This window comes from Escherichia sp. MOD1-EC5950, assembly GCF_002965345.1.
In the GTDB taxonomy this organism is placed as follows: Bacteria; Pseudomonadota; Gammaproteobacteria; order Enterobacterales; family Enterobacteriaceae; genus Escherichia; species Escherichia marmotae.
This window is the reverse complement of the sequence record NZ_PTSR01000007.1, coordinates 39246-63881: the sequence shown is the minus strand read 5'-3', so window position 1 is coordinate 63881 and position 24636 is coordinate 39246. Positions and strand designations below refer to the sequence as shown.

Sequence of the window (24636 nt, the reverse complement as noted above, 5' to 3'; positions counted from 1 at the left end):
GCTAAAACTCGAACTGATAGAGCAAATCCAGTGCCTGGTCTACACCAGACACGGCTTCCAGATATAGCTTCGGCATCAGGCGATAACGTAACGTGAGTGTTGCTATAGAGTCAAATATCCCCACGCCGTATTTCACTTGTAGGCCTGGTAATACATAGCCGCTGACCACCACCTGGGAGGAATCGCCTACCCCCTCGGTGTCGAGCGCTAAATTACTTACGCCAAATGTCTCACCGATTTTACCCACAATCTGACCACTTTGTGCAACCCCCAGACCAATCAGCATCGAGGTCATCGCCGCGCTGTCACTCTGATCGCTCTCCAGCCCTTGTCCGCGTAACAAGTAGGACAATGCCGCCTGTTGTGACATCGCCGGGTCAGAGAAGATCTCCGCTTTCGGCTCATCCGCCAGCCCGGTGACACGAACACCGGCGATCACGTCGTCTTCTGTTGCATCCGGGTTACGAATCGCTTCGATATTGAGATACGGTTGATCCGGCGGGCCAGAGAACAGCAGTTCACCTTTACGCACAATCAGATCCTGACCATAGGCATGGAAGCGACCTTCCGGAATGTTGATCTGCCCGTTCAGACCCAGACCTTGTTTGTCCTGTACGACATTGAGATCGCCCGTCAGTCGCGCTTTCAGGCCGAAGGCATCAATGCGCACATTGTTGCCAACGTGAACAATCAGGTTGCTGTTGATCGGAATCGATGCCGTTTTCGCCTCCTCCGGTTGCAGGTTATCGTTGAGCATTACCACATCGCTGGAGACGCCCACCGCACTTTCCGGTAGATCGTGCACCACAATGCGCGCCCACGGTACATCCACGCGGCCATCGAGGGTAAACAGGCTTGGTGTGGCTTCGAATACGACATCTGGCGACACATCCATGCGCACCATCGGCGGTACGGTGATCCGCACCTTACTGCCTTTTGCCGTCACCCGCGCACGCCAGTTTTCAATCTGACTCCAGTCAGCATCACCGTTCAGGTAAATTTCCCCCTGCTGGGTTCGCACAGTGCCCGCCAGCGTCGAGCGCATACCGTTAAAGTTGACCGCAAGCTGGCTCGGCTGCATATCAAACGGCATAAAGTTGCCATCGATATCCACACCAGTGACCTGGAGCTGACCAAACAACTGCGGGCTCTGCACATCACCGCCCAGACGTAAGTTGGCGCTCACCATACCCGCCGCTTTTTCACCACGCGTAAAGATGGGGTTTACCATCGCGAGGTTGAAGTTACGGATATTCACGTTGCCGCCGAGGTTACGCCGCCCTTGTGGATCGGTTACCTGCACCTGACCATCAAACTGACCGTTATTAGTCAGACGGATTGTCCAGCCCAGCTCGGCACGGTTATTACGCAACTCCGCCGTCAGGTTCAGCGTCTGAAACGCTACTGGCAGCGCCGCATCGTTGACGGTTTGCGTCACCTGCACGTTACGCCCGGAAAGAGTAACACTGCCCTGCGGCAGCCCTTCTTTGGTGGTATCCCAGGCGACATCCGCTTTACCTGTAAAGATACCGCTGGCCTGAGTGGTTTCCGGCATAAACGGCTTCAGCATTGCCAGGTCGAAACGGTTGAGATTCACCACCGCACGCCCTTCAGCCCCGGCATCAATGGTTTGCGGCACGCACAGTTCCGCATTCGGGTTAAGCCAGCAGTGTGGCCCGATGCTGATTTTTTGCTCCTGATTGCGGTAGTCCAGTACGATATCACGCGTCAGCGACCACGGGCCGACCGGCGTCTGGAAGCGCGTATTGCTAAGTGTTCCCTTCCAACGTTCTTCTTTGCGATCAAAACTCCCTGCCAGATTGAGCTGCCCGGAAACCGGCTCGCCCTGAATCCGCAGTTGTAACTCGTGCTGCTTTTCGCTGCCTTTCGCGTTCAGAGTGACGAGGTTGATATTCACATCCGGCTGCGAGATTTGCTCAACGCGCACGTCGAGTTTACCCGCAATCTGATCGGTGGATTTGATATCGCCTTCCACACGAACCTGCGCTACGGAGAGTTCCTGCCAACGCAAACCGCGCGCGGTAATATCTGCCAGTAGTTGTGGCGCTTCCACAGTACCGCGTACTTTCACCAACCCTTTCGCTGTACCACCCAGTCCTGGTAGCGCATTATCCAGCCCCGGCGCGTTGATGGTGGCATCAAGATTGAGATCTTTTACCCCCAACTCGCCTTTCACTTCGGCACTGTTTGGCCCCAGTTCCAGATGCAGACCTGGGATCGTCCACTGCATATAACTGTTGCCTTTCAGCGTTCCGTCAACGTTCACTTTGTTCTGTTTAACATTGCCGGTCAGCTTCAACTCTGGTACGTCCATCTGCCAGGTGCCGCCGTACAGGCTGCCTCGGGTTTTGATCAAACCATTGAGTTTTGACGGCCACTCCGGGAACTCTTTCGCAGTGTTAATGCCGTTAAGCGTTAACTCACCACGCCAGCTAATCGCCTGCTGCCAGTCGAGTAACGCTTTCAACTCGGTTTTCCCTTCCAGCGCTGCGACGGTAAGTTTGTCGAGATTAACCTGCTGTTCATTGCCCTTTGCATCGAGGGTAATGGTCGCTGGCGGGATCTCATGCCCCTTCACCGCCATGTGCATAGAGAGCGTGTAATCAGTCATTTTTCCGGTGAGTTTCAGTTTCAGATCATCCGCCTGATACTGCTTCTCGCCAGTAAACGGCCAGTAAAGCTGTTTGCTGTTTACTTCCACGTTGAGCGGCAATCCGACTTCTGCCAGCCGCGTCTGGGCGCGCAGATCCATATCCACCGGACCGGAAAGATTAACGCCAATCTCCAGTTGTTCGCGCAGCGCACCACCCACTTTCAGCTTCACTTTTTCGCCTTTTAGTGGCTCCACGTTCAGTGTGCTATTGAGGGTGATATCTACCGGCCAGTTATTGGACAGTTGCGCCGTGCCACTGGCATTAACGCTCCCCTGATTAGAGTCGATATCAAGTGCGTCCAGTTTGGTATTGCCATCGATGCTACTGACTTTCAGCAGCATGGTGTGCACGGTGATGTCCGTGTCGCCCGTCACGCGCAGTTGCTCACCCTTAAACTCTTCAATGTTCAGGTTGAGCGGCAAATGTACGTCGGTCATCTCCGGTAATACCGGGCGAGAAAAGAGATCTTTCAGCGTTTCGCCCAGCGGTTTTTCATCCGGCTGCGGATTTTCAATCTTCGGTTCGACAACTTCTTCCTGCGCCACTTCTGCCACTTTCGGCAGGGCAATCAACAGCCCTTTCAGCGATGTCGGTTTCAGGGTCAGGGTTTTCTCTTGCCAGTTCAGACCGGAGGTGAAGTCCATCACCGACACCGTAGTGTCATCAATCTTAATGTTGACGTTATCCAGCGCTACCCGCGTCAGGGTGATGGGATATGGCGTAGAGAGATCCAGCGGCCCGCTATCTTCCTCTTCCTCCGCTTGCTCTGAAGGGGGCATTTTTTTACTGTCGATGTTGACCTGAATATCCTTCAGTGCCAAATCGTTAATACAAACACTGCTGTCCCACAGGCACTCCAGCCCGACCGCCAGATGCAGATTGCCCGCTTTTACCGCCACGCCTGGCTGCTCATAACGAACGTCAGACAAGGTAAGGTCGCGCCAGCCACCGGTGACCTTGCCAATATCCAGCCCTGGCACCCAACGGTCTGCCGCTTTAAATACCAGATGCAGGCCGCTGGTGGTGCCCACCAGAAACGCCACTGATCCCAGCAACAGTAAAATAACGATGACTACGCCGAGGCTGATTTTTTTCCATAAACTCATAATTCTGGCCCCAGACCGATGTAAAACTGTAAACCATGCTCGTCTTTGTCAGCGACCGGAACGGCGAAATCGAGCTTGATCGGCCCGACCGGCGATTCCCAACGCACACCAACCCCGGTGCCGGTTTTAAAGTCACTGCGGCGAATATCGCTTACCGCTTCGCCGCTATCGACAAACACCGCGCCCCACCATTTTCCGGTCACGTTGTACTGATACTCCAGCGATCCGGTAATCAGCTTTGATGCCCCTTTCAGGTCACCATTGGCGTATTTCGGAGCGATCGATTTGTATTTATAGCCGCGAATACTGCGGTCGCCCCCGGCGAAGAAACGTAAATCCGGCGGTACTTTGTCGAAGTCACCGGTTTCAATCCAGCCCAGCGTGCCGCGAGTGACAAAGCGATGGCGATCGTAAAGTGTGCGGATCCAGACGTTCTGCGCCTGGAATACGGAGAAATCGACATCCGATCCCCAGGCGGTGTTGGAGTAGTCGATAGAGTAACGCTGCGAGTCGCCCCAGGTCGGCATCAGGCCGCCGCGTGATCGCGTCCGGCTAATCATGACCCCAGGATAAAACAGCATCGTGGTGTTAGTGATTTCACCCTGAGTAAAGTGGTCGAGACTCCAGCGCAGGTTAATGGCACGCTGCCAGCCACTGGAAAGATCCCAGTAACGGGAAGCAACCAGGGTGGTGGAATCGGATTCGGTATCATTCAGATCAGTACGCTTAAAACCACCCTGTACCAGATAGTATTGTTCCAGTGGGTTCTTAAGCAGCGGCATTTTATAACTAAAATCGAGAGTCTGTTCCGGTGCAGAGATACTTGTGCTGGTGGTCAGGCTGTGACCGTAAGAGTTCATCCACGGCTTTTTCCACGAGGCTTTAACTCGTGGGCCAACGTCCGTTGAGTACCCGACCCCGGTTTCAATGGTGTTTTCCGTGCGCGGCGAAACGACGCCAGTCAGTGGCAATACTTTAGTTTCTCGCGCTTTATCAAACTGCGGTGCAACCACCACCGAGTTAAACCAACCAGTAGCGGAGAGACGGCGGTTCAGTTCCGCCAGATCTTTAGATTCGTACTCATCGCCCTCTTTAAACGGCACCAGATTTTGCAGGTACTCATCGCGGATCTGTGATCCTTCGAAGGTCACATGCCCAAAGCGGTAGCGTTCGCCACTGTTGTAATCAATATCCCAGTAGGCTTTATGCAAGCCAAGTGCGATACCCAACTGTGCTTTGGTAAATTCGCTATCGAAATAGCCTTTACGCAACGCGATGCTGGTTAAGGACTTTTTGAAATTTTCGTAGTCGCCCTGATTCAGCACCGTGCCTATAGCCGGGCGGGTATCGAGCAACTTCAAATAGTCTTTATCAGTCCGCGCACCGCCGCGCAAAACCACATCAGTACCGCCAATCAACACCGGCACGCCGGGCGTGACTTTGGCGATCAACACCTGCCGCCCCTTCTTTGGCGGTGGTCGGAGATCAAATTCAATGGTCGGCTGGTAATAGCCCAGCGCCTTCAGACCTTCGCGGATGGCATCATCAACACGTGCGCGAAAGCGCCGATCTGGCGTAACTTCATCACTTTCAATCGTAGAAAGCTGCGCACGAACGTTCTTTTCTAGCTGCCCCGATAACCCTTCGACCTGTAGACGGACGTTCGCGGCGACGGCAGCTCCGCTAAAGCAGAGTAAGCTTACACAGCATAACTGTCGGATATAGCGCACATTTTCTCCTGAATATCCTTTGTTCCTGCCCCTGGAACTCCGTTAAACGGCTTAACAAAAATCCAGCCATATGGATTTAAAAGCAGACTAAACCCAAAATATTTCTTATGGTTTACTTTATACACATTCACGGGGGTTATTGTGTGCAAATACGTCTCTTGTTACAACCTAATCCCCAAAGGCCGACTTTCGGGAGAGCAACACTATGAGTTTATTTGATAAAAAGCATCTGGTTTCCCCCGCCGATGCCCTTCCTGGACGTAATACCCCGATGCCTGTAGCCACATTGCATGCGGTCAACGGCCACTCAATGACCAATGTGCCTGACGGAATGGAGATCGCCATTTTTGCTATGGGCTGTTTCTGGGGCGTGGAACGCCTTTTCTGGCAACTTCCCGGTGTTTACAGCACTGCCGCAGGCTATACCGGCGGTTACACGCCAAACCCGACCTATCGGGAAGTGTGTTCTGGTGATACCGGCCACGCCGAAGCGGTACGCGTGATTTACGATCCGTCAGTGATCAGCTACGAACAACTGTTACAGGTATTCTGGGAGAATCACGATCCCGCACAAGGGATGCGTCAGGGCAATGACCACGGCACGCAGTATCGTTCCGCAATTTACCCGCTGACACCAGAACAGGACGCTGCCGCCCGCGCCAGTCTGGAACGTTTTCAGGCCGCAATGCTCACCGTCGGTGACGATCGCCAGATAACCACCGAGATCGCCAACGCTACACCGTTTTATTATGCCGAAGATGACCACCAACAATATCTGCACAAAAACCCATATGGCTATTGTGGAATTGGTGGGATCGGCGTTTGCCTGCCGCCTGAAGCGTAGCAATAAAAGGCTGAACTAAAGCGAAATGAAGCAAAAATTTAACCCTCTGGCGACTTTACAGAACCTTACGCTATACTAGCCACTGAAAATGTCGGTTCACTCTCTTCGAACCGGCTTTCAATGTGTATTTCGCACAAATTAATCAACTTCCCCTTCCGAGGATCTGACCTGAACGGTCGGATAAGATATGTTAAACAGTATTTTAGTCATACTATGCTTGATCGCTGTGAGTGCGTTCTTCTCGATGTCCGAGATCTCGCTTGCCGCCTCACGCAAAATCAAACTTAAACTGCTGGCTGATGAAGGCAATATAAACGCCCAGCGCGTTCTGGATATGCAGGAAAATCCCGGCATGTTCTTTACCGTGGTGCAAATTGGTCTGAACGCGGTGGCGATACTCGGTGGTATCGTCGGTGATGCGGCGTTCTCTCCGGCTTTTAACAGCCTGTTCTCTCGCTATATATCAGCGGAACTCTCTGAGCAACTGAGCTTTATTCTCTCTTTCTCATTAGTGACTGGCATGTTTATTCTGTTTGCGGATTTAACCCCGAAACGCATCGGTATGATTGCGCCAGAAGCTGTGGCTTTGCGTATCATCAACCCGATGCGCTTCTGCCTGTTCGTCTGCACCCCTCTGGTGTGGTTTTTCAACGGCCTGGCAAACATGATCTTCCGTATCTTTAAATTGCCGATGGTACGTAAAGATGACATCACTTCTGATGACATCTACGCGGTGGTGGAAGCCGGTGCACTGGCTGGAGTACTGCGTAAACAGGAACACGAGCTGATCGAAAACGTGTTTGAACTGGAATCCCGTACCGTGCCGTCTTCCATGACGCCGCGTGAAAACGTGATTTGGTTCGATCTCCATGAAGATGAGCAAAGTCTGAAGAATAAAGTGGCGGAGCATCCGCACTCAAAATTCCTCGTCTGTAATGAAGATATCGACCACATCATCGGCTATGTGGACTCGAAAGATCTGCTGAACCGCGTGCTGGCCAATCAAAGTCTGGCACTGAATAGCGGCGTGCAGATTCGCAACACGCTGATCGTGCCTGACACTCTGACCCTCTCTGAGGCGCTGGAAAGTTTTAAAGCTGCGGGCGAAGACTTTGCGGTAATCATGAACGAGTACGCCCTGGTGGTGGGGATAATTACCCTCAACGACGTGATGACCACGTTGATGGGCGATCTGGTCGGTCAGGGGCTGGAAGAACAGATTGTCGCGCGTGATGAGAACTCATGGCTAATCGATGGCGGTACGCCGATTGACGACGTGATGCGTGTGCTGGATATTGACGAGTTCCCGCAGTCGGGCAACTACGAAACCATCGGCGGCTTTATGATGTTTATGCTGCGTAAGATCCCGAAACGCACCGATTCAGTGAAACTCTCCGGCTACAAATTTGAAGTGGTGGATATCGATAACTACCGCATCGACCAACTGCTGGTAACGCGGATCGACAGCAAAGCCACCGCCCTTTCACCGAAACAGCCTGACGCTAAAGATAAAAATAAAGAAGAAAGCGTCGCATAACCCCAGAAACATCAACGGCTCCTGAATCAGGAGCCGTCTTATTACTGCATAGCACGCTGGTTAAGCCATCTCTGTTTGCAGACGCATAACCTGACGGTTAACTTCGGACATCACTGACAAATGCAGCTTATCCTTCACTTTTGGGATAAGAATCTTACCCTTATCAAATTCAAAAGCGCCAACGTCCTTGATGTATAACCGTCCACGGAACAGGATTTTCACGTACTTCGCCACCTGCAGTGGGTTGTACCGTTGGAAAATTTTCATTGTTATCTCCTGCTGAGTATTACGCCTTTGTGGTGCCACAATCGGCCCAACTATTATGAGGCGCAAATTTTAATGCCTGATGACTATAGTCTATCGCTGCAATGTTTCCAGTGTGTATAAAGTTTTTTACCTTAACGTTACAGTTATTCAGAATTATCTTTTCGCCTAACCACAATCTTCAGTATAAGCATTCATTTTTCATATGATTTGTGCGCTTGTCCGCAAACTGGCACCACACTTGCGGGAAATTCGATAAATAGCACATATGATTAAAAGTCCGACCCAAGTGGTCGGATCACCTGCATACGATAAGAAGGAAACACTATGACCCTACGCAAGATTCTCGCGCTGACTTGCTTGCTACTGCCGATGATGGCCTCCGCGCATAAATTCGAAACCGGTCAGCGAGTACCACCAATTGGCATTGCCGATCGTGGCGAGTTAGTACTTGATAAAGATCAGTTTAGCTACAATACCTGGAACAGCGCACAGTTAGTGGGGAAAGTGCGGGTACTGCAACATATTGCCGGTCGCACCTCCGCAAAAGAGAAAAATGCGACGCTGATTGAAGCGATTAAATCGGCAAAACTGCCGCATGATCGCTACCAGACGACCACCATTGTGAACACCGACGACGCTATCCCCGGTTCAGGTATGTTTGTACGTAGCAGCCTGGAGAGCAATAAAAAGCTCTATCCGTGGTCACAGTTTATTGTCGACAGCAACGGCATCGCACGCAGCGCCTGGCAGTTGGATGAAGAGAGTTCCGCCATTGCAGTGCTGGATAAAGACGGTCGCGTGCAATGGGCAAAAGATGGAGCGCTCACTCAGGAAGAGGTGCAGCAAGTGATGGACTTGCTGCATAAGTTGCTTAATAAATAGAAACCCGGAACCCTGGATTCAGGAAGGATTCACGCGGAGTGTAATCCAGCGGTTTCCCCTGCCAGTCGTGGACGTGTGCTCCGGCAGCGGCAGCCACAGCATGACCGGCAGCGGTGTCCCAAATATTGGTTGGCCCAAAACGCGGGTAGAGCTGAGCCTGCCCTTCCGCCACCAGGCAAAATTTCAGTGAAGAACCGATGGATGTCGTCTGGTGTTCGCCAAGCTGTTGCAGATACTCTTTCAGCTCCGCATCCGCATGGGAACGGCTAATGACAACCAGAGGCGGGCGAGCGTCGCGTACCTGAATCTGCTTACGCACGCCGCACTCTTCTTTCCAGGCTTTTCCTTCCTCCGCGCTGTACATTACGTTCATTACCGGCGCATACACCACACCTAATATCGGTTTGCCTTTGTCGATCAGCGCAATGTTAACGGTAAATTCGCCATTTCGTTTAATAAACTCTTTGGTGCCGTCCAGCGGATCCACCAGCCAGTAACGTTGCCAGTGCTGGCGGACTTCCCAACCGGGAGGATCTTCTTCAGAAAGAACGGGGATATCCGGCGTCAGCTTACGTAATCCTTCCATGATTACGGTATGCGCGGCGATATCTGCCGCCGTCACCGGAGAGTCATCTGCTTTGTTGGCGACGTCCATCGGTTTAGTCCCGTCGTAGACCTGCATAATGGCATCGCCCGCAATCCGTGCAAGCTGGCATACTTGATCTAACATTCTCCACCTCGTCTCTGTGAGCGGCGTTAACTTATTGTTTTACTTATACCCCATCGCTATAGAATCCGCCAACTGTGATGGCGTCATCGTTTCCTGATTTATTATTTATGGCATCCTTCACGCTCCGTATGAAAGACGTTTCATCTTCTCGTTCATAAAAGGATGTCCCTTATGATTAAGTTTAGCGCAACGCTCCTGGCCACGCTGATTGCTGCCAGCGTGAATGCGGCAACAGTCGATCTACGCATAATGGAAACCTCTGATTTGCATAGCAACATGATGGATTTCGATTATTACAAAGACACATCCACAGAAAAATTTGGGCTGGTACGCACCGCGAGCCTGATTAATGACGCGCGCAATGAAGTGAAAAATAGCGTGTTGGTCGATAACGGTGACCTGATTCAGGGCAGTCCGCTGGCGGATTACATGTCGGCTAAAGGATTAAAAGCCGGTGATATTCATCCGGTCTATAAGGCGCTGAATACGCTGGATTATACCGTCGGCACACTCGGCAATCATGAATTTAATTACGGTCTGGATTACCTGAAAAATGCGCTGGCGGGGGCGAAATTCCCCTATATAAATGCCAATGTCATTGACGTAAAAACCAACCAGCCGATGTTTACACCGTATTTAATTAAAGACACCGAAGTAGTCGATAAAGACGGGAAAAAGCAAACGCTGAAAATTGGCTATATCGGCGTCGTGCCACCGCAGATTATGGGATGGGATAAAGCCAATTTATCCGGCAAAGTTACCGTTAACGATATTACCGAAACAGTGCGCAAGTACGTGCCGGAAATGCGCGAGAAAGGTGCCGATGTCGTTGTCGTTCTGGCGCATTCTGGTCTGTCTGCCGATCCGTATAAAGTAATGGCGGAAAACTCAGTTTATTATCTCAGTGAAATTCCGGGCGTTGATGCCATTATGTTTGGTCATGCCCATGCCGTCTTCCCGGGCAAAGATTTTGCTGATATCAAAGGCGTAGATATCGCCAAAGGTACGATTAACGGTGTTCCGGCGGTAATGCCAGGCATGTGGGGCGATCATCTCGGCGTGGTCGATCTGCAACTCAATAATGACAGCGGGAAATGGCAGGTGACGCAAGCAAAAGCGGAAGCTCGCCCGATTTACGATGTCGCCAATAAAAAATCACTCGCCGCTGAAGACAGCAAGTTGGTTGCAACGCTGAAAGCCGATCACGATGCCACACGCCAGTTTGTCAGCAAACCTATCGGGAAATCCGCCGACAATATGTATAGCTATCTGGCGCTGGTACAGGACGATCCGACGGTGCAGGTGGTGAACAACGCGCAAAAAGCGTATGTCGAACATTACATTCAGGGCGATCCGGATCTGGCAAAACTGCCGGTGCTCTCTGCCGCTGCGCCGTTTAAAGTTGGCGGTCGCAAGAACGATCCTGCCAGCTATGTAGAAGTGGAAAAAGGCCAACTGACTTTCCGTCATGCCGCCGATCTCTATCTCTATCCCAATACGCTGATTGTGGTAAAAGCCAGCGGCAAGGAAGTTAAAGAGTGGCTGGAGTGCTCCGCCGGGCAGTTTAACCAGATAGATCCCAGCAGCACTAAACCGCAGTCATTAATCAACTGGGATGGCTTCCGTACCTATAACTTTGATGTGATTGACGGCGTGAATTATCAGATTGATGTTACCCAGCCAGCCCGCTATGACGGTGAATGTCAGGTGATTAATGCCAATGCGGAAAGGATTAAGAATCTGACCTTTAATGGTAAACCGATTGATCCGGACGCGATGTTCCTGGTTGCTACCAATAATTATCGTGCATACGGTGGCAAATTTGCCGGAACAGGCGACAGCCATATCGCCTTTGCGTCGCCGGATGAGAACCGTTCGGTGCTGGCAGCGTGGATTGCTGAAGAGTCGAAGCGTGCAGGAGAAATTCACCCAGCGGCAGATAATAACTGGCGTTTAGCGCCGATTGCCGGTGATAAAAAACTGGATATTCGTTTTGAAACGTCCCCGTCCGATAAAGCCGCAGACTTTATTAAAGAGAAGGGTCAGTATCCGATGAATAAAGTCGCGACTGATGATATCGGGTTTGCGATTTATCAGGTGGATTTGAGTAAGTAAGACACACCGTTTTCGGTCTACACATCATGCATCGCATCCGGCACTTCCTGGCGGATGCGATGCTGACGCGTCTTATCCGCCCTACAAACCACGAATCGTAGGTCTCCGGCAGTTATGCCGCACGTTCATCCCGCACCGCCAGCACCTCTGGCAAATTCAACTCAATCCAGTCTGCCAGTGCAGCAACCTTTTCACTGACCTGTTCACCCAGCGGTGTGAGGCTATATTCCACATGCGGCGGCACCACCGGATACGCGATACGGTTAACAAATCCATCCTGCTCCAGCGCCTGTAACGACTGCGCGAGCATCTTTTCGCTCACTCCGCCCATTTTACGCCGCAAGTCGCTAAAGCGATGAGTGCCTTCGCGCAGCGCCACCAGAATCAGTACACCCCAACGGCTGGTAACGTGTTTCAACACATCCCGCGACGGACACTGCTCAGCGAAGAGGTTTCCCTCTTTCAGTTGTTGCGACAGGCTTACCCGACTCATTTCATACTTACCTTTTTGTATGTACTTACTAAAAGTTAGTTTAGGTGTTAGCGTATTTAAACACAAGACAAACCAATGGAGATTTCTCATGATCGCAATCACCGGCGCGACCGGCCAGCTTGGTCACAATGTAATTGAATCTTTGCTGCAAACCGTTTCTGCCAGCCAAATAGTGGCTATCGCACGTAATCCGGAAAAAGCGCATGCTTTGAGCGCACAAGGCATTAGCGTGCGTCAGGCTGACTACGGCGATGAAGCTGCACTGACATCTGCGCTACAGGGCGTGGAAAAATTGCTGCTGATCTCTTCCAGCGAAGTGGGACAGCGAGCCTCGCAGCATCGTAATGTTATTAATGCAGCAAAGGCGGCTGGCGTGAAATTTATCGCCTACACCAGCCTGTTACATGCGGACACCTCCCCGCTCGGCCTGGCTGCTGAGCATATCGAGACGGAGAAAATGCTGGCTGATTCTGGCATCGCTTATACCCTGCTGCGCAACGGCTGGTACACTGAAAACTACCTCGCCAGCGCCCCGGCAGCACTGGAACACGGCGTATTTATTGGTGCGGCGGGCGATGGCAAAATTGCCTCAGCAACTCGTGCAGATTACGCAGAGGCTGCGGCACGCGTAATTAGCGAAGCAGGTCACGAAGGCAAAGTCTATGAGCTGGCGGGCGACAACGCCTGGACGCTGACACAGTTAGCGGCAGAGCTGACCAAACAGAGCGGCAAACCAGTTATCTACCAGAATATGAGCGAAGCCGATTTCGCCGCAGCGCTGAAAAGCGTTGGTCTTCCTGGCGGACTGGCGGATATGCTGGCTGACTCTGACGTTGGCGCATCAAAAGGTGGTCTGTTTGATGACAGCAAAACACTCAGCACGCTGATTGGCCGCCCGACAACAACATTAGCCGAAAGCGTAAACGCGCTTTTTAATGTTAATAACTAGTTAATTAAAGTGGCATCCTCCCGCATCCTCTCTGATAATGACGGGATGCGGGGAGCAACCATCTCTGTTCCCTGAATATTTCTTCTGACAGACCAATGGATGCCAGTGATGATTAGCGGCGTGCTGTACGCCCTGTTAGCAGGGTTGATGTGGGGGCTTATTTTTGTCGGGCCGTTGATCGTTCCAGAATACCCGGCGATGTTGCAATCAATGGGACGCTATCTGGCATTAGGTTTAATTGCACTGCCCATTGCCTGGCTGGGGCGCGTGCGTCTGCGCCAGTTGACACGTCGCGACTGGCTTACCGCGCTAATGCTCACCATGATGGGCAATCTCATCTATTACTTTTGCCTTGCCAGTGCCATTCAGCGAACCGGCGCGCCTGTTTCCACGATGATTATCGGCACCCTGCCAGTGGTTATCCCGGTCTTTGCCAATTTGCTGTACAGCCAGCGCGACGGCAAACTCGCGTGGGGGAAACTCGCCCCGGCGCTGGTTTGTATTGGTATCGGCCTTGCGTGTGTAAATATTGCTGAGTTAAACCACGGTCTCCCCAATTTTGACTGGGCACGTTATACCTCAGGCGTCATGCTGGCATTAGTCTCCGTGGTTTGCTGGGCGTGGTATGCATTGCGCAACGCCCGCTGGCTGCGGGAAAATCCAGACAAACATCCAATGATGTGGGCGACGGCGCAGGCGCTGGTCACGCTGCCGGTTTCGCTCATCGGTTATGTTGTTGCTTGTTTCTGGCTGAATACGCAAATGCCTGATTTCTCTCTACCTTTTGGCTCCCGTCCACTGGCCTTTATTAGCCTGATGATTGCTATCGCCGTGCTTTGCTCATGGGTCGGCGCACTTTGCTGGAACGTCGCCAGCCAGCGATTACCGACGGTGATCCTCGGGCCGCTGATTGTTTTCGAAACGCTGGCAGGTTTGCTGTACACCTTTTTACTCCGCCAACAAATTCCACCGCTGATGACGCTGAGCGGTATCGCGCTGTTAGTGGCCGGCGTGATCATTGCAGTCAGAGCAAAACCGGAAAAACCCTTAGCTGAACCTGTCTCTGAAAGTTGACACCTTGCCAGTCTGTTAAATAATCCTCTGCTACGTAAGGGTTATAGCTTTTAACTTAAAGATGCATTTAAAATACATCTTATCTTATTAAGAATGAGGTATCAGCTATGGCTTATCGCGACCAACCTTTAGGTGAACTGGCGCTCTCTATTCCTCGCGCTTCGGCTCTGTTTCGTCAATATGATATGGATTACTGCTGCGGCGGTAAGCAGACGCTGGCTCGCGCGGCGGCACGTAAAGAACTGGATGTTGACGTCATTGAAGCCGAACTGGCAAAGCTTGCTGAACAACCGATTGAGAAAGACTGGCGTAGCGCGCCGCTGGCAGAAATCATCGACCATATCATCGTGCGCTACCACGATCGTCACCGTGAACAACTGCCAGAGTTGATCCTGCAAGCCACCAAAGTAGAGCGCGTTCACGCCGACAAACCGAGCGTGCCAAAAGGGCTGACAAAATACCTGACTATGCTGCATGAAGAGCTTTCCAGCCACATGATGAAAGAAGAGCAGATCCTCTTCCCGATGATCAAACAAGGCATGGGCAGCCAGGCGATGGGGCCAATCAGCGTAATGGAAAGCGAACACGATGAAGCAGGTGAGCTGTTGGAGGTTATCAAACACATTACCAATAACGTCACACCGCCGCCGGAAGCCTGCACCACCTGGAAAGCGATGTATAACGGTATTAATGAACTGATTGATGATTTAATGGAGCACATCAGTCTGGAAAATAATGTACTGTTCCCACGCGCGCTGGCGGGTGAGTGATTTGTTTGATCAACGATCCTGACATGAGCAGGATCGTTGATTGTTAAGTGATTCAGTCACTCAGTGGAAGCAATTCATTATTGTAACTGGTGTACTTACCTTCAACGGTAAGCAGACTGCCGTTTTTATCAAGATGCGCCGCATTGAGTTGTCGAGTCTCATTACGCCGCTTCGCATCACGAACCAACCCATCTCCTACGTAATAAATATAATGGTCATCATGAGCAAAGGTATCTGATAATTGACCATTGGCGTATTTAAACCACGTCCATTGGCCTTTCAGTTCAAAGAGCTCAACCGTGTCTTCGTTAATAAAATACGTATAGCGGTCATCATGTGCCAAATAATTTAATGTTGTGCCATCGGGGCTTTTATACCACGTCCAATGCCCATTAATATCGAAAATAGTCACATCAGCGCTCGCGATGAAATAAACTTTATTCCCTACAATATTAACGCCTCCCTGTAATTCTTGTTTGGGGTCGGGTAAATAAATAACCGAAAGCGTTTTTTCGACCCCAGAAACATACTTCACCAGATAGAGCGAATCTTTATATTGCGCCACATTCTGCGTCAACGGGCGAAAATATTCCGGATCAACATCAGGAATGGTCGCAACCCGGCAGTCATTAGCGCGCCGGGAAGCATCACGCGTCAACCATGTTACTTTATCTCGCTGTAGATCAAACGTACTCCGGCAATCTTTCCCGAACGAATAACGTTTCTCCCCGTTTTTGTCGCGATAAATCAGTAGTGAACCGGCCATCCAGCGCACAAGATGAAAGGTATCCGGATCGGCATTGATGGCATCTCCATTCACAAAGACCTGCGATTGGGTTCGCCAAATGGTATCCCACGGTCCAGGATTACTTTTGCTTTCACAACTATTAGGTGAATAAAGAATGGGGCGACGTGTCCAGGATTTAACGCCAAGAATAGAATACCCTTGTGCACTGCCTAACCAACGCCCTTGAAAATAAATATTGCGGCGATCTTTGAGCACATCCGCAGAATCACCTGAACGAACGCGACCGCCGACTTGTTGCAGCGAATCCATATCAACCTGCTTTTCGCCGCGGTTATCATCCGTGCGTTCGCCATCAAAATAGAGGCTGTCTTTATCAGCGGCAAAACGTCCCCAGGCACGGAATGTTGCGGCATCGACTTTCGGTGTTCCCGGCAGGTTCTGGACTATTTTCCCTGCCCATAAAATATGACGGCCATCAGTCAACCAGTCGAAACGCCAGCCGCCATTAGTTCTGATATAAGTGCCAGCATCCACTTGTACAAAATCATTATTGATATTATCCGGAGAATCATATTTATCATCAGTGCCGTTGGGTACGCGGCGAAGTTGCTTAAACTTGACCTGCGGTAAATGAATATCCGGGAAATAGAGTCCATAATCGTCACTATCTTCAACGCTATATTTTGTTCCTTGCCCCCACGGCTGGTAGTAAAACGCAGCAGAAGGTACACCGGAGCAGGCTAGTGAGGTGGTTGAAAATAAAGCCAGGGCGAGACAAAGGGGTTTAATTCGCAACATAGCGTCATCCTGAAGCTGTTAGTGTGAAGAGGTTATTTAAATAAGGGTTTTAGTCCGCTCGGAGGTTGCTTCACCGATGACCATCCTCCCACACCCAGGTTATAACGCAGCCATTCACCTTGCCGGGCACGCTCTTTCACAATTTCAGTCGCTTGTTGAGCGTAAAGCTGCCCGTCTGGAGATATATACGTATTAATTAATCTCCGCCAACCACCTGCTTCAAGTGAGCCGGAGAGTTCCTCCGACTTAAGATTAATCAATTCACCTTCACCCAAGGCGTTGGTTGTTACTTTATAAATTTGGTTCTTATATAAACCGGTGTCCCAAACAAACAGATAAAAATATTCCGGATCAACCCCCACCAGCGTTTCATAAACACAGTCACTGCCCGCTGGAGTGGCTTCATGTTTGAGCCAGGACACATTATTCAGACCACTATTAAATGGCGCACAGCGATACTCAATATCCTCAAGCTCATAGTCATGCTCGCCGCTTTTATCGCGATAAACCAACCGTTCACCAGGCATCCAACGTTTAATCTGAAAAGTTTTGCGATCGGCGGGCAGAAGCTTACCGTTAACAATTACCTGCGAATTTGTCAGCACAACAAATTGTATGGCTGAATCATGCCGCACGATTTGAAATCCATCGGCATGACCCAACCAGCGACCTTTATGCCAAAGACTATTTTTATCACGCAGTAAATTCCAGATGTCCGTCTCTTCCAGCGTTGACATATCCACCTGCTTATCACCGCTATTATCATCGGTACGCTGACCATCAAAATAGATACTGCGTTTATCGGCAGCGAAAGCGCCGAATGCCTGAAAACTGGTGGCATCGACATTAGGTTTACCGGATGGTTTTGTCAGGACTTTGCCTGCCCAAAGGACAGAGCGTCCATCGGTGAGCCAGGTATGCTGACAATCCCCCTCATCATCGCAATCGAACTTATCGGGATTAAAATCGGACAGTAAGCGGGTTTCTTGTTTATTGGCTAAATTGGCAATGCGCCAAAGGTGGGAAAAATTAATATCTGGTAATTCGGAGAGGATCTCATCTTTTTCCCCCTTCTGTTCGGCAATGTAAACCGTACCTTTCTCCTGCTGGCGGTAATAAAAATCTGCGCCCCAGGAAGGTGAAATGGAGAGAGGTAATGCGGCGATTAATAACCAACTGTGCTTAGCCATAGTGAACTCTGCAATAAGTGGCAAAGATTCACGGTAAGCCCGCGCCTGGGCGCTGTCGATGACGGGAAGTATTTTTAGGAATGTATAAAGACAAAAGAGATTGCAGACAAAGTGTGCTTTGTTCATGCCGGATGTGGCGTAAACGCCTTATCCGGCCTACAAAAGCACGCAAATTCAATATATGGCAGAGCTCCCGTAGGCCTGATAAGCGTAGCGCATCAGGCAATTTTGCAGCCTGAAAGGCACCCGCAGGTGCCTTAGCAGCATTACTTCGCTATACGTTTCTTACCAATAAACAACCAGCCCAGCCCCAGCGCGATAAACCACAGCGGAGTAACCAGCAGTGCCTGCCGAGTGTCATCTTCCAGCGTCAGCAGCACGATAACGAACACAAAAAACGCCATACATACCCAGCACATCAGCTTGCCGAGCGGCATCTTGTAGATCGACTTCTCATGCAGGTGTGGACGCTGTTTGCGATACACCAGGTACGAGCAAAGGATAATAGTCCAGACGAACATAAACAGAATCGCTGAAACCGTGGTGATCATGGTGAACGCGCCAATCACGCTTGGATTCACATACAACATCACCACGCCGCCGAGCAGACAGATACAAGAGAAGGTCAGCCCTTTCGCTGGTACTGCGCGTTTAGAGAGTTTAGCGAACGCTTTCGGCGCGACGCCTTCCTGTGCCAGACCAAACAACATACGGCTGGTAGAGAATACGCCACTGTTAGCAGAAGAAGCCGCAGAGGTCAGCACCACAAAGTTAATCACACTTGCCGCCGCAGGCAGCCCCACCAGCACAAACAGTTCTACAAACGGGCTTTTCTCCGCGACCACTGAACTCCACGGCGTCACGGACATAATCACAATCAGCGCGAAGACGTAGAACATAATGATGCGGATCGGAATGGAGTTAATCGCACGCGGCAGTGATTTCTCTGGATCTTTGGTTTCCGCAGCCGTTGTGCCGACCAGCTCAATCCCCACAAAAGCGAAAACCGCTATCTGGAATCCGGCAAAGAAGCCGCTTAAGCCTTTCGGGAACCAGCCGCCGTCATTCCACAAATGCGCAAACGACGCTTCTACGCCAGTCGGTGACTGGAAGTGCATCATCACCATAATCAGACCGACAACAATCAGCGACACAATAGCGACGATTTTGATCATCGCGAACCAGAACTCCATCTCACCAAACATTTTCACGGTGGCGAGATTAAGAACCAGCAACAGAATGATCACCGACAACGACGCCACCCAGTCGGAAAGTCCTGGAAACCAGAACTGCGCGTAAGCGGTAATCGCCACAACATCCGCCATACCGGTTACCACCCAACAGAACCAATAAGTCCAGCCAGTGAAATAACCCGCCCACGGCCCCAATAAATCGGAAGCGAAGTCACTAAAAGATTTATATTCCAGATTCGAAAGCAGCAACTCCCCCATTGCCCGCATCACGAAAAAGAGCATAAAACCGATGATCATATAAACAAAAATGATCGACGGCCCGGCAAGACTGATTGTTTTACCGGAACCCATAAACAACCCTGTACCTATGGCACCGCCAATGGCAATAAGCTGAATATGCCGGTTTGTGAGATTGCGCCGTAGCGACTGTTCAGCCGGAGCCTGATCATCGGCAACGACTTTTACCTGATCTACCATGTTTTTTCTTCCTGTCTGTGTTGTTCAGGCTCTGCGGCCTTTTGTCAGTCTATGATACGACGAATCGGTATCGGGACTCATCGATATTAGGTAACAATGCGCGGGATGAATACTAAGATTTAGATCTAATGTTAATTTAATGTTTAAAGTGAGTGTCATATCACGGTGATAACGCGAAATAGCTCACAAAAATACACGCTTACGTGGTCTTTGCAACACAAAATAGCGCCGTTTGGCAAACTGAAGGGTTTATTGCTGAATGCCTGCTCCCCTCTGGCTCGAGGGGAACAGAATGCGCTGCTTAGAGGATTTCCAGCAGTTCGACTTCAAACACCAGGGTGCTGAACGGAGGAATAGACGCGCCAGCGCCACGCTCGCCATAAGCCAGTTCCTGCGGGATAGTCAGTTCCCATTTAGAACCTACCGGCATCAGAGTCAGTGCTTCAATCCAGCCTGGGATCACGCCGTTAACCGGGAATTCAGCCGGTTCGCCACGGGCAACGGAGCTGTCAAATACAGTACCGTCGATCAGTTTACCGGTGTAATGAACGCGAACGCGGTCGGTACGTGCCGGAATTGCGCCTTCGCCCTGATTAATCACGCGGAATTGCAGGCCAGATTCGGTGCTGTTCACACCCTCTTTTTTGGCGTTTTCTTCAAGGTATTTCACACCTTCGGCAGCCATCGTCTGGAAACGCTGACGACGAACAGCATCGGCACGTTCGTGGATTTCACGTAGCGCACGGTGCACCACATCAACCGGAACAGCCGGATGTTTGCCTTCCAGCGCATCAGCAATGCCTGCAACCAGTGCTTCTGGCAGTAACCCTTCCAGACCAGATTCACTCAGTTGTTGCCCTACCTGCAAACCAATGCCGTAGCTTGCTTGCGCTTCGATGGTATCAAAAGTTGGGGTGGTCATCGTATTTCCTTTCTTAGGGTAAAAAGTAGCGGGCAGCATATCAGCCACACAACTTTGGGTAAAACTTTGTCGCGGGAATGATGACAAATCACGGGGAAAAAGAAACAATAGCAATATCCCGTATGAATATAATAAAAGCGGGTTTACCACGGACATCATAGCGTTAGCTTATTCATAGGCTATGATTGAGGAACAAGACGCGGAGCAGGAGGAAACCATGCCCGGGCGCTTTGAACTAAAACCAACCCTGGAGAAAGTCTGGCACGCGCCGGACAATTTTCGCTTCATGGACCCGCTGCCGCCGATGCATCGTCGGGGGATCATTATTGCCGCCATTGTATTGGTGGTCGGTTTTCTACTTCCGTCTGATGATACGCCCGACGCGCCGGTGGTGACGCGTGAAGCGCAACTGGATATTCAGTCGCAATCCCAACCGCCGACGGAAGAACAACTGCGGGCGCAATTAGTCACCCCACAAAATGATCCCGATCAGGTGGCACCGGTCGCCCCTGAACCGATACAGGAAAGTCAGCCTGAAGATCAGCCGCAAACCGCACAAACACAACCTTTCCAGCCAGATAGCGGAATTGACAACCAGTGGCGCTCTTACCGTGTCGAACCCGGCAAAACGATGGCGCAACTGTTCCGCGACCACGGTCTACCCGCCACTGATGTCTATGCAATGGCGCAGGTAGAAGGCGTGGGTAAACCGCTGAGTAATTTGCAAAATGGGCAGATAGTGAAAATTCGCCAGAACGCCAGCGGCGTGGTGACGGGCTTAACCATTGATACGGAGAATAATCAACAGGTTCTGTTTACCCGCCAGCCAGATGGCAGTTTTATTCGAGCGCGGTAGATGAAGGTTCAAGCAGAAGCCAGCTAAGGATCGTTTCTTTAATGACCTTACGTCTGGCTTCCAGCGCTTGCGGTGAAACCATGCTGATGTGATAAACCAGGCCAAGCGTATGCTGGTTGATCAAATAATATCCTCCAAGCGCGGCAATATTGATATTCACCTGCAACGGGTCGATATCAGGCTTAAAAATATTGAGTTTCTTCCCTTCAGCCAACAAGGATTCCATTAACTGCAAATGCGCGTGGTTAATTTCCTGAAGACGCTGTGATTTTGCATAATGCACACCTTTGCTCTGGTTTTCACTATGCACAATTTTTAAAAACCAGGGATTAGCAATGTAATAATCCCAGGTAAAATCGATGATTTTTTCAATTGCTTTTTGTGGAGGGAGACCTGAAACATCAAGGGATTTTTCTTTTTGTCGAATATCATTCCAGGTATATTCCAGCACTTCGATAAATAAATTTTCTTTATTACCAAAGTGATGGTAAACCGTCTGTTTACTGCACTCCGCAGCCTTCACGATATTATCGACTCTGGCCCCTTCATAACCATATTCGGCAAATTCATTAACCGCACATAATAATAGTTTTTCCTTCAGGCTTTGTACGTTGCTGGTATCAAGATACATAACGCTTCCCCACGACCTCTTCAGGATTACTATCATAACCTGATTTGATTTCAGCTCCAGAAAAAAGGGCAAAAACTCTTACTTTCATCGAGTTATCAAATGCCCTGTGATCGCTATCGCAGATCAACCAACCAGATGGTTGATCTTTCTTTCCACACGTCGCAAGCTAATCGTCACTCAAGGAAACAATATTCAAAAGAGGGTTATTGTATGAAGTCCACTCGTCCCGTTGCCGTGATTACCGGAGCCGCACGTGGTATTGGAAAAGGCTGTGCGCTGGAACTTGCTCGTGGTGGTTTTAACCTGCTGATTAACGATCGCCCCGATGCCGACAGCGTAGAAAAATTACATGCCACGCAACAGGAATGTCTGGCAGAAGGCGTGGAAGTGATTTGCTTCCCTGCCGATGTTGGCGATCTCTCCCTGCATGAAGAGATGCTCGACGCGGCGCAAAACCAGTGGGGGCGTCTGGACTGTCTGCTCAACAACGCGGGGATTTCTGTGAAAAAGCGCGGTGACCTTCTCGACCTGGAGCCAGACAGCTTCGACCAAAACATTGCCATTAACACCCGTGCGCCGTTTTTCCTCGCTCAGGCATTCAGTAAACGCTTACTGGCACAACCGAAACCGGAAGCGGAGCTACCGCACCGCTCGATTATTTTTGTCAGTTCAATCAACGCTATCATGCTGGCGATGAATCGCGGCGAATATACCATTGCCAAAACCGCCGTTTCTGCCGCTGCTCGTCTGTTTGCCGCTCGCCTTTGCAATGAACAAATTGGCGTCTATGAAGTGCGCCCCGGCCTAATCAAAACCGATATGACCATTCCGGCAACGGCCTATTATGATGAACTAATTGCCAAAGGTCTGGTGCCGTGGGGACGCTGGGGTTATCCGGCTGATATCGCCTCCACAGTACGGGCAATGGCGGAAGGCAAACTGATTTATACCTGTGGCCAGGCGGTCGCTATCGACGGCGGCTTAAGTATGCCGCGCTTCTGAGGCTGAATCATGAGAGATCTGTTACAACGCCCGGATTTATTCAGCATTAATACCGCGACGCTGGGCTATAAAATGCCGCTACCCGCCATTATTGATGCCTGCGCCGCACGCGGTATCGGCGCGCTCGCCCCCTGGCGCAGAGAGTTGCAGGGCGAAGATCTCCAGCAGATCACCCGCCAGCTTGCCGCCAGTAACATGAGCGTTTCCGGTTTGTGTCGTAGCACCTATTACACCGCGCCGACGCTGGCGGAGCGCAAACTGGCAGTAGATGATAACCGTCGGGCGCTTGACGATGCCGCTGCGCTGAACGCCGCCTGTTACATGCAGGTGGTTGGCGGGTTACCAACTGGCACAAAAGATCTGTATGAGGCGCGGGAACAGGTGAAACAAGGGATTCGCCAGTTGCTGCCACATTCGAAAGAAGTCGGCGTGCCAATTGCGCTGGAGCCACTGCACCCGATGACTGCCGCCGATCGTTCCTGTTTGTGTACGCTACGCCAGGCACTGGACTGGTGTGATGAACTCGATCCCAATGGTGAGTTTGGTCTCGGCGTGGCGGTGGATGTCTACCACGTCTGGTGGGACCCGGAACTGGCCAGCCAAATCCTGCGTGCCGGAAAACGAATTCTCGCATTTCATGTTTCCGACTGGTTAGTGCCAACCACCGATCTGGTCAATGATCGGGGAATGCCGGGAGATGGCATCATCAATATTCCGTCAATCCGTCGCCTGGTTGAAAACGCCGGATTTAATGGCGCTATAGAGCTGGAAATATTCTCACCGTACTGGTGGCAGCAAGATATAAACAGCACGCTGGATATTAGCGTCGATCGCATCGCGCATTATTGTTAAGGAATGATCATGAATGACCAACCCGTTCTGTTCAGCAGAGCGGCGGCTTCCTGCCGTCTGACGTTGAACCGTGAAGATAAATGTCATGCCATTAATGAAGAGATGATTGAATCTCTCGATCATTATTTAAATGAAATTGAAAACGACACCACATTACGATTAGTCGAATTAACCGCAACCGGCGATAAATTCTTTTGTGCGGGCGGCGATATTAAATCATGGTCGACTTATTCTCCATTAGATATGGGCAGAAAGTGGATTAAACGCGGTAATGATGTTTTTAATCGCCTACGCAATTTACCGCAATTAACGGTTGCGAATCTAAACGGTCACACCATCGGCGGCGGTATTGAACTTGCCTTGTGCTGCGATATTCGTATCGCTCGCCCCAACGCAAAACTCTCTAACCCGGAAGTGATGCTTGGCATGGTGCCTGGCTGGATGGGCATCGAACGTGTGCTTAATCAGGTCGGTCCGGTGGTTGGTCGCCAGATGCTGATGTTGGGTAAACGCCTGACGGCGCAGGAAGCCCTGGCGGCGAATTTGATTGATGAAGTGGTAGAAAAAGAACAGATAGAAAGCTGGATGGCGAATCAGTTAGCGCACCTGGAAAAATGTGGCCCGGTGGCGCTGGCGCATATTAAGCAACTGATTCTGGCGCTGGAAAATAAACATGCCGATTACTCACACCAGTTACTGGCGGGATTAATGTCCGCCACCCACGATTGCCAGCAAGCCACGCGCGCATTTGCCGAAAAAGGCAGCGTCAGCTTCCATAATCAATAAGGAAATTGT

General features: G+C 50.8%; 21 protein-coding genes. 11 read left to right on the top strand and 10 right to left on the bottom strand.

Annotated elements, in window-relative coordinates; genetic code table 11:
- Position 1: 1 nt before the first annotated feature.
- A complete protein-coding gene (tamB, locus tag BEA93_RS10195) occupies positions 2-3781 on the bottom strand; it encodes an autotransporter assembly complex protein TamB (protein WP_105224544.1) in 3780 nt (1259 codons plus the stop codon).
- Positions 3778-5511 carry an autotransporter assembly complex protein TamA gene (tamA, locus tag BEA93_RS10190; RefSeq protein ID WP_001269290.1) on the bottom strand — a complete coding sequence of 578 codons (1734 nt, stop codon included), beginning with the start codon at positions 5509-5511 and terminating at the stop codon, positions 3778-3780. The genes tamB and tamA overlap by 4 nt, the downstream gene beginning before the upstream one ends.
- Positions 5512-5716: 205 nt before the next feature.
- Between tamA and msrA the strand changes: the two genes are divergently transcribed.
- The gene (gene msrA, locus BEA93_RS10180; RefSeq protein ID WP_085449519.1) at positions 5717-6355 is read left to right on the top strand and encodes a peptide-methionine (S)-S-oxide reductase MsrA; all 639 of its coding nucleotides are present in this window, start codon (positions 5717-5719) and stop codon (positions 6353-6355) included.
- A 187-nt stretch (positions 6356-6542) separates the two neighbouring features.
- The gene (locus BEA93_RS10175; protein ID WP_001517648.1) at positions 6543-7892 is read left to right on the top strand and encodes a hemolysin family protein; all 1350 of its coding nucleotides are present in this window, start codon (positions 6543-6545) and stop codon (positions 7890-7892) included.
- A gap of 60 nt (positions 7893-7952) precedes the next feature.
- Here the strand turns inward: BEA93_RS10175 and BEA93_RS10170 are convergent, their stop codons facing one another.
- The gene (locus BEA93_RS10170; RefSeq protein ID WP_000689228.1) at positions 7953-8159 is read right to left on the bottom strand and encodes a DUF1107 domain-containing protein; all 207 of its coding nucleotides are present in this window, start codon (positions 8157-8159) and stop codon (positions 7953-7955) included.
- Between the two features lie 324 nt (positions 8160-8483).
- Between BEA93_RS10170 and BEA93_RS10165 the strand changes: the two genes are divergently transcribed.
- Positions 8484-9041 (top strand): YtfJ family protein, encoded by a 558-nt coding sequence (locus BEA93_RS10165; protein WP_001517647.1) that lies wholly within the window; start codon positions 8484-8486, stop codon positions 9039-9041.
- Here BEA93_RS10165 and cysQ read toward each other — a convergent pair.
- Entirely contained in the window at positions 9031-9771 is a 741-nt protein-coding gene (cysQ, locus tag BEA93_RS10160) for a 3'(2'),5'-bisphosphate nucleotidase CysQ (RefSeq protein WP_000886881.1), read from the bottom strand. The two genes, BEA93_RS10165 and cysQ, sit on opposite strands and share 11 nt — an antisense overlap.
- Before the next feature lie 171 nt (positions 9772-9942).
- On the opposite strand from cysQ, the gene cpdB reads away from it, so the two are divergent.
- Positions 9943-11886 (top strand): 2',3'-cyclic-nucleotide 2'-phosphodiesterase, encoded by a 1944-nt coding sequence (gene cpdB / locus BEA93_RS10155; RefSeq protein ID WP_105224545.1) that lies wholly within the window; start codon positions 9943-9945, stop codon positions 11884-11886.
- A 112-nt stretch (positions 11887-11998) separates the two neighbouring features.
- Here the strand turns inward: cpdB and BEA93_RS10150 are convergent, their stop codons facing one another.
- Positions 11999-12379, bottom strand: a complete 381-nt coding sequence (locus tag BEA93_RS10150) for a winged helix-turn-helix transcriptional regulator (RefSeq protein ID WP_001517645.1) — start codon at positions 12377-12379, stop codon at positions 11999-12001.
- A gap of 88 nt (positions 12380-12467) precedes the next feature.
- Here BEA93_RS10150 and BEA93_RS10145 point away from each other — a divergent pair, with 88 nt between their 5' ends.
- From BEA93_RS10145 to ytfE, 3 genes are all read left to right on the top strand, one after another.
- The gene (locus BEA93_RS10145) at positions 12468-13328 is read left to right on the top strand and encodes an SDR family oxidoreductase (RefSeq protein WP_001517644.1); all 861 of its coding nucleotides are present in this window, start codon (positions 12468-12470) and stop codon (positions 13326-13328) included.
- 108 nt (positions 13329-13436) lie between these two features.
- On the top strand, positions 13437-14402 hold the full coding sequence (locus tag BEA93_RS10140) for a DMT family transporter (RefSeq protein ID WP_010379620.1): 966 nt from the start codon (positions 13437-13439) through the stop codon (positions 14400-14402).
- 107 nt (positions 14403-14509) lie between these two features.
- Positions 14510-15172 (top strand): iron-sulfur cluster repair protein YtfE, encoded by a 663-nt coding sequence (gene ytfE, locus BEA93_RS10135; protein WP_000331472.1) that lies wholly within the window; start codon positions 14510-14512, stop codon positions 15170-15172.
- Positions 15173-15224: 52 nt separating this feature from the next.
- Here the strand turns inward: ytfE and BEA93_RS10130 are convergent, their stop codons facing one another.
- The 4 genes from BEA93_RS10130 to fklB all read right to left on the bottom strand — a co-directional run bounded on the left by BEA93_RS10130 (position 15225) and on the right by fklB (position 20500).
- Complete coding sequence (locus BEA93_RS10130) at positions 15225-16718, bottom strand: hypothetical protein (RefSeq protein WP_105224546.1); 1494 nt, start codon at positions 16716-16718, stop codon at positions 15225-15227.
- Positions 16719-16750: 32 nt separating this feature from the next.
- Positions 16751-17908, bottom strand: coding sequence for a hypothetical protein (locus tag BEA93_RS10125; protein WP_105224547.1), 1158 nt, complete (start codon positions 17906-17908; stop codon positions 16751-16753).
- 266 nt (positions 17909-18174) lie between these two features.
- A complete protein-coding gene (gene cycA / locus BEA93_RS10120; protein ID WP_000228359.1) occupies positions 18175-19578 on the bottom strand; it encodes a D-serine/D-alanine/glycine transporter in 1404 nt (467 codons plus the stop codon).
- 301 nt (positions 19579-19879) lie between these two features.
- On the bottom strand, positions 19880-20500 hold the full coding sequence (gene fklB / locus BEA93_RS10115) for an FKBP-type peptidyl-prolyl cis-trans isomerase (protein ID WP_000211229.1): 621 nt from the start codon (positions 20498-20500) through the stop codon (positions 19880-19882).
- A 217-nt stretch (positions 20501-20717) separates the two neighbouring features.
- Between fklB and ytfB the strand changes: the two genes are divergently transcribed.
- Positions 20718-21356 carry a cell division protein YtfB gene (ytfB, locus tag BEA93_RS10105; protein ID WP_001517640.1) on the top strand — a complete coding sequence of 213 codons (639 nt, stop codon included), beginning with the start codon at positions 20718-20720 and terminating at the stop codon, positions 21354-21356.
- On the opposite strand, the gene BEA93_RS10100 is transcribed toward ytfB, so the two are convergent.
- Positions 21340-21987 carry a TetR/AcrR family transcriptional regulator gene (locus BEA93_RS10100; protein WP_105224548.1) on the bottom strand — a complete coding sequence of 216 codons (648 nt, stop codon included), beginning with the start codon at positions 21985-21987 and terminating at the stop codon, positions 21340-21342. The two genes, ytfB and BEA93_RS10100, sit on opposite strands and share 17 nt — an antisense overlap.
- Before the next feature lie 210 nt (positions 21988-22197).
- Between BEA93_RS10100 and BEA93_RS10095 the strand changes: the two genes are divergently transcribed.
- The 3 genes from BEA93_RS10095 to BEA93_RS10085 are packed head-to-tail and all read left to right on the top strand — an operon-like array spanning position 22198 to position 24627.
- On the top strand, positions 22198-22989 hold the full coding sequence (locus BEA93_RS10095; protein WP_000843394.1) for a 3-ketoacyl-ACP reductase: 792 nt from the start codon (positions 22198-22200) through the stop codon (positions 22987-22989).
- 9 nt (positions 22990-22998) lie between these two features.
- Positions 22999-23841: a sugar phosphate isomerase/epimerase family protein gene (locus BEA93_RS10090; protein ID WP_105224549.1), complete on the top strand. Its 843-nt coding sequence runs from the start codon at positions 22999-23001 to the stop codon at positions 23839-23841.
- 9 nt (positions 23842-23850) lie between these two features.
- Positions 23851-24627, top strand: a complete 777-nt coding sequence (locus BEA93_RS10085) for an enoyl-CoA hydratase/isomerase family protein (RefSeq protein ID WP_001517637.1) — start codon at positions 23851-23853, stop codon at positions 24625-24627.
- Positions 24628-24636 lie beyond the last annotated feature (9 nt).

Coding starts and splice junctions, on each gene's coding strand:
- BEA93_RS10170 (WP_000689228.1), bottom strand. CDS start 8,159: ATGAAAATTTTCCAACGGTACAACCCACTGCAGGTGGCGAAGTACGTG.
- BEA93_RS10100 (WP_105224548.1), bottom strand. CDS start 21,987: ATGTATCTTGATACCAGCAACGTACAAAGCCTGAAGGAAAAACTATTA.
- BEA93_RS10140 (WP_010379620.1), top strand. CDS start 13,437: ATGATTAGCGGCGTGCTGTACGCCCTGTTAGCAGGGTTGATGTGGGGG.
- ytfB (WP_001517640.1), top strand. CDS start 20,718: ATGCCCGGGCGCTTTGAACTAAAACCAACCCTGGAGAAAGTCTGGCAC.
- cysQ (WP_000886881.1), bottom strand. CDS start 9,771: ATGTTAGATCAAGTATGCCAGCTTGCACGGATTGCGGGCGATGCCATT.
- BEA93_RS10085 (WP_001517637.1), top strand. CDS start 23,851: ATGAATGACCAACCCGTTCTGTTCAGCAGAGCGGCGGCTTCCTGCCGT.
- fklB (WP_000211229.1), bottom strand. CDS start 20,500: ATGACCACCCCAACTTTTGATACCATCGAAGCGCAAGCAAGCTACGGC.
- msrA (WP_085449519.1), top strand. CDS start 5,717: ATGAGTTTATTTGATAAAAAGCATCTGGTTTCCCCCGCCGATGCCCTT.
- ytfE (WP_000331472.1), top strand. CDS start 14,510: ATGGCTTATCGCGACCAACCTTTAGGTGAACTGGCGCTCTCTATTCCT.
- BEA93_RS10175 (WP_001517648.1), top strand. CDS start 6,543: ATGTTAAACAGTATTTTAGTCATACTATGCTTGATCGCTGTGAGTGCG.
- cpdB (WP_105224545.1), top strand. CDS start 9,943: ATGATTAAGTTTAGCGCAACGCTCCTGGCCACGCTGATTGCTGCCAGC.
- BEA93_RS10130 (WP_105224546.1), bottom strand. CDS start 16,718: ATGTTGCGAATTAAACCCCTTTGTCTCGCCCTGGCTTTATTTTCAACC.
- BEA93_RS10145 (WP_001517644.1), top strand. CDS start 12,468: ATGATCGCAATCACCGGCGCGACCGGCCAGCTTGGTCACAATGTAATT.
- BEA93_RS10125 (WP_105224547.1), bottom strand. CDS start 17,908: ATGGCTAAGCACAGTTGGTTATTAATCGCCGCATTACCTCTCTCCATT.
- tamB (WP_105224544.1), bottom strand. CDS start 3,781: ATGAGTTTATGGAAAAAAATCAGCCTCGGCGTAGTCATCGTTATTTTA.
- cycA (WP_000228359.1), bottom strand. CDS start 19,578: ATGGTAGATCAGGTAAAAGTCGTTGCCGATGATCAGGCTCCGGCTGAA.
- BEA93_RS10095 (WP_000843394.1), top strand. CDS start 22,198: ATGAAGTCCACTCGTCCCGTTGCCGTGATTACCGGAGCCGCACGTGGT.
- BEA93_RS10165 (WP_001517647.1), top strand. CDS start 8,484: ATGACCCTACGCAAGATTCTCGCGCTGACTTGCTTGCTACTGCCGATG.
- BEA93_RS10150 (WP_001517645.1), bottom strand. CDS start 12,379: ATGAGTCGGGTAAGCCTGTCGCAACAACTGAAAGAGGGAAACCTCTTC.
- BEA93_RS10090 (WP_105224549.1), top strand. CDS start 22,999: ATGAGAGATCTGTTACAACGCCCGGATTTATTCAGCATTAATACCGCG.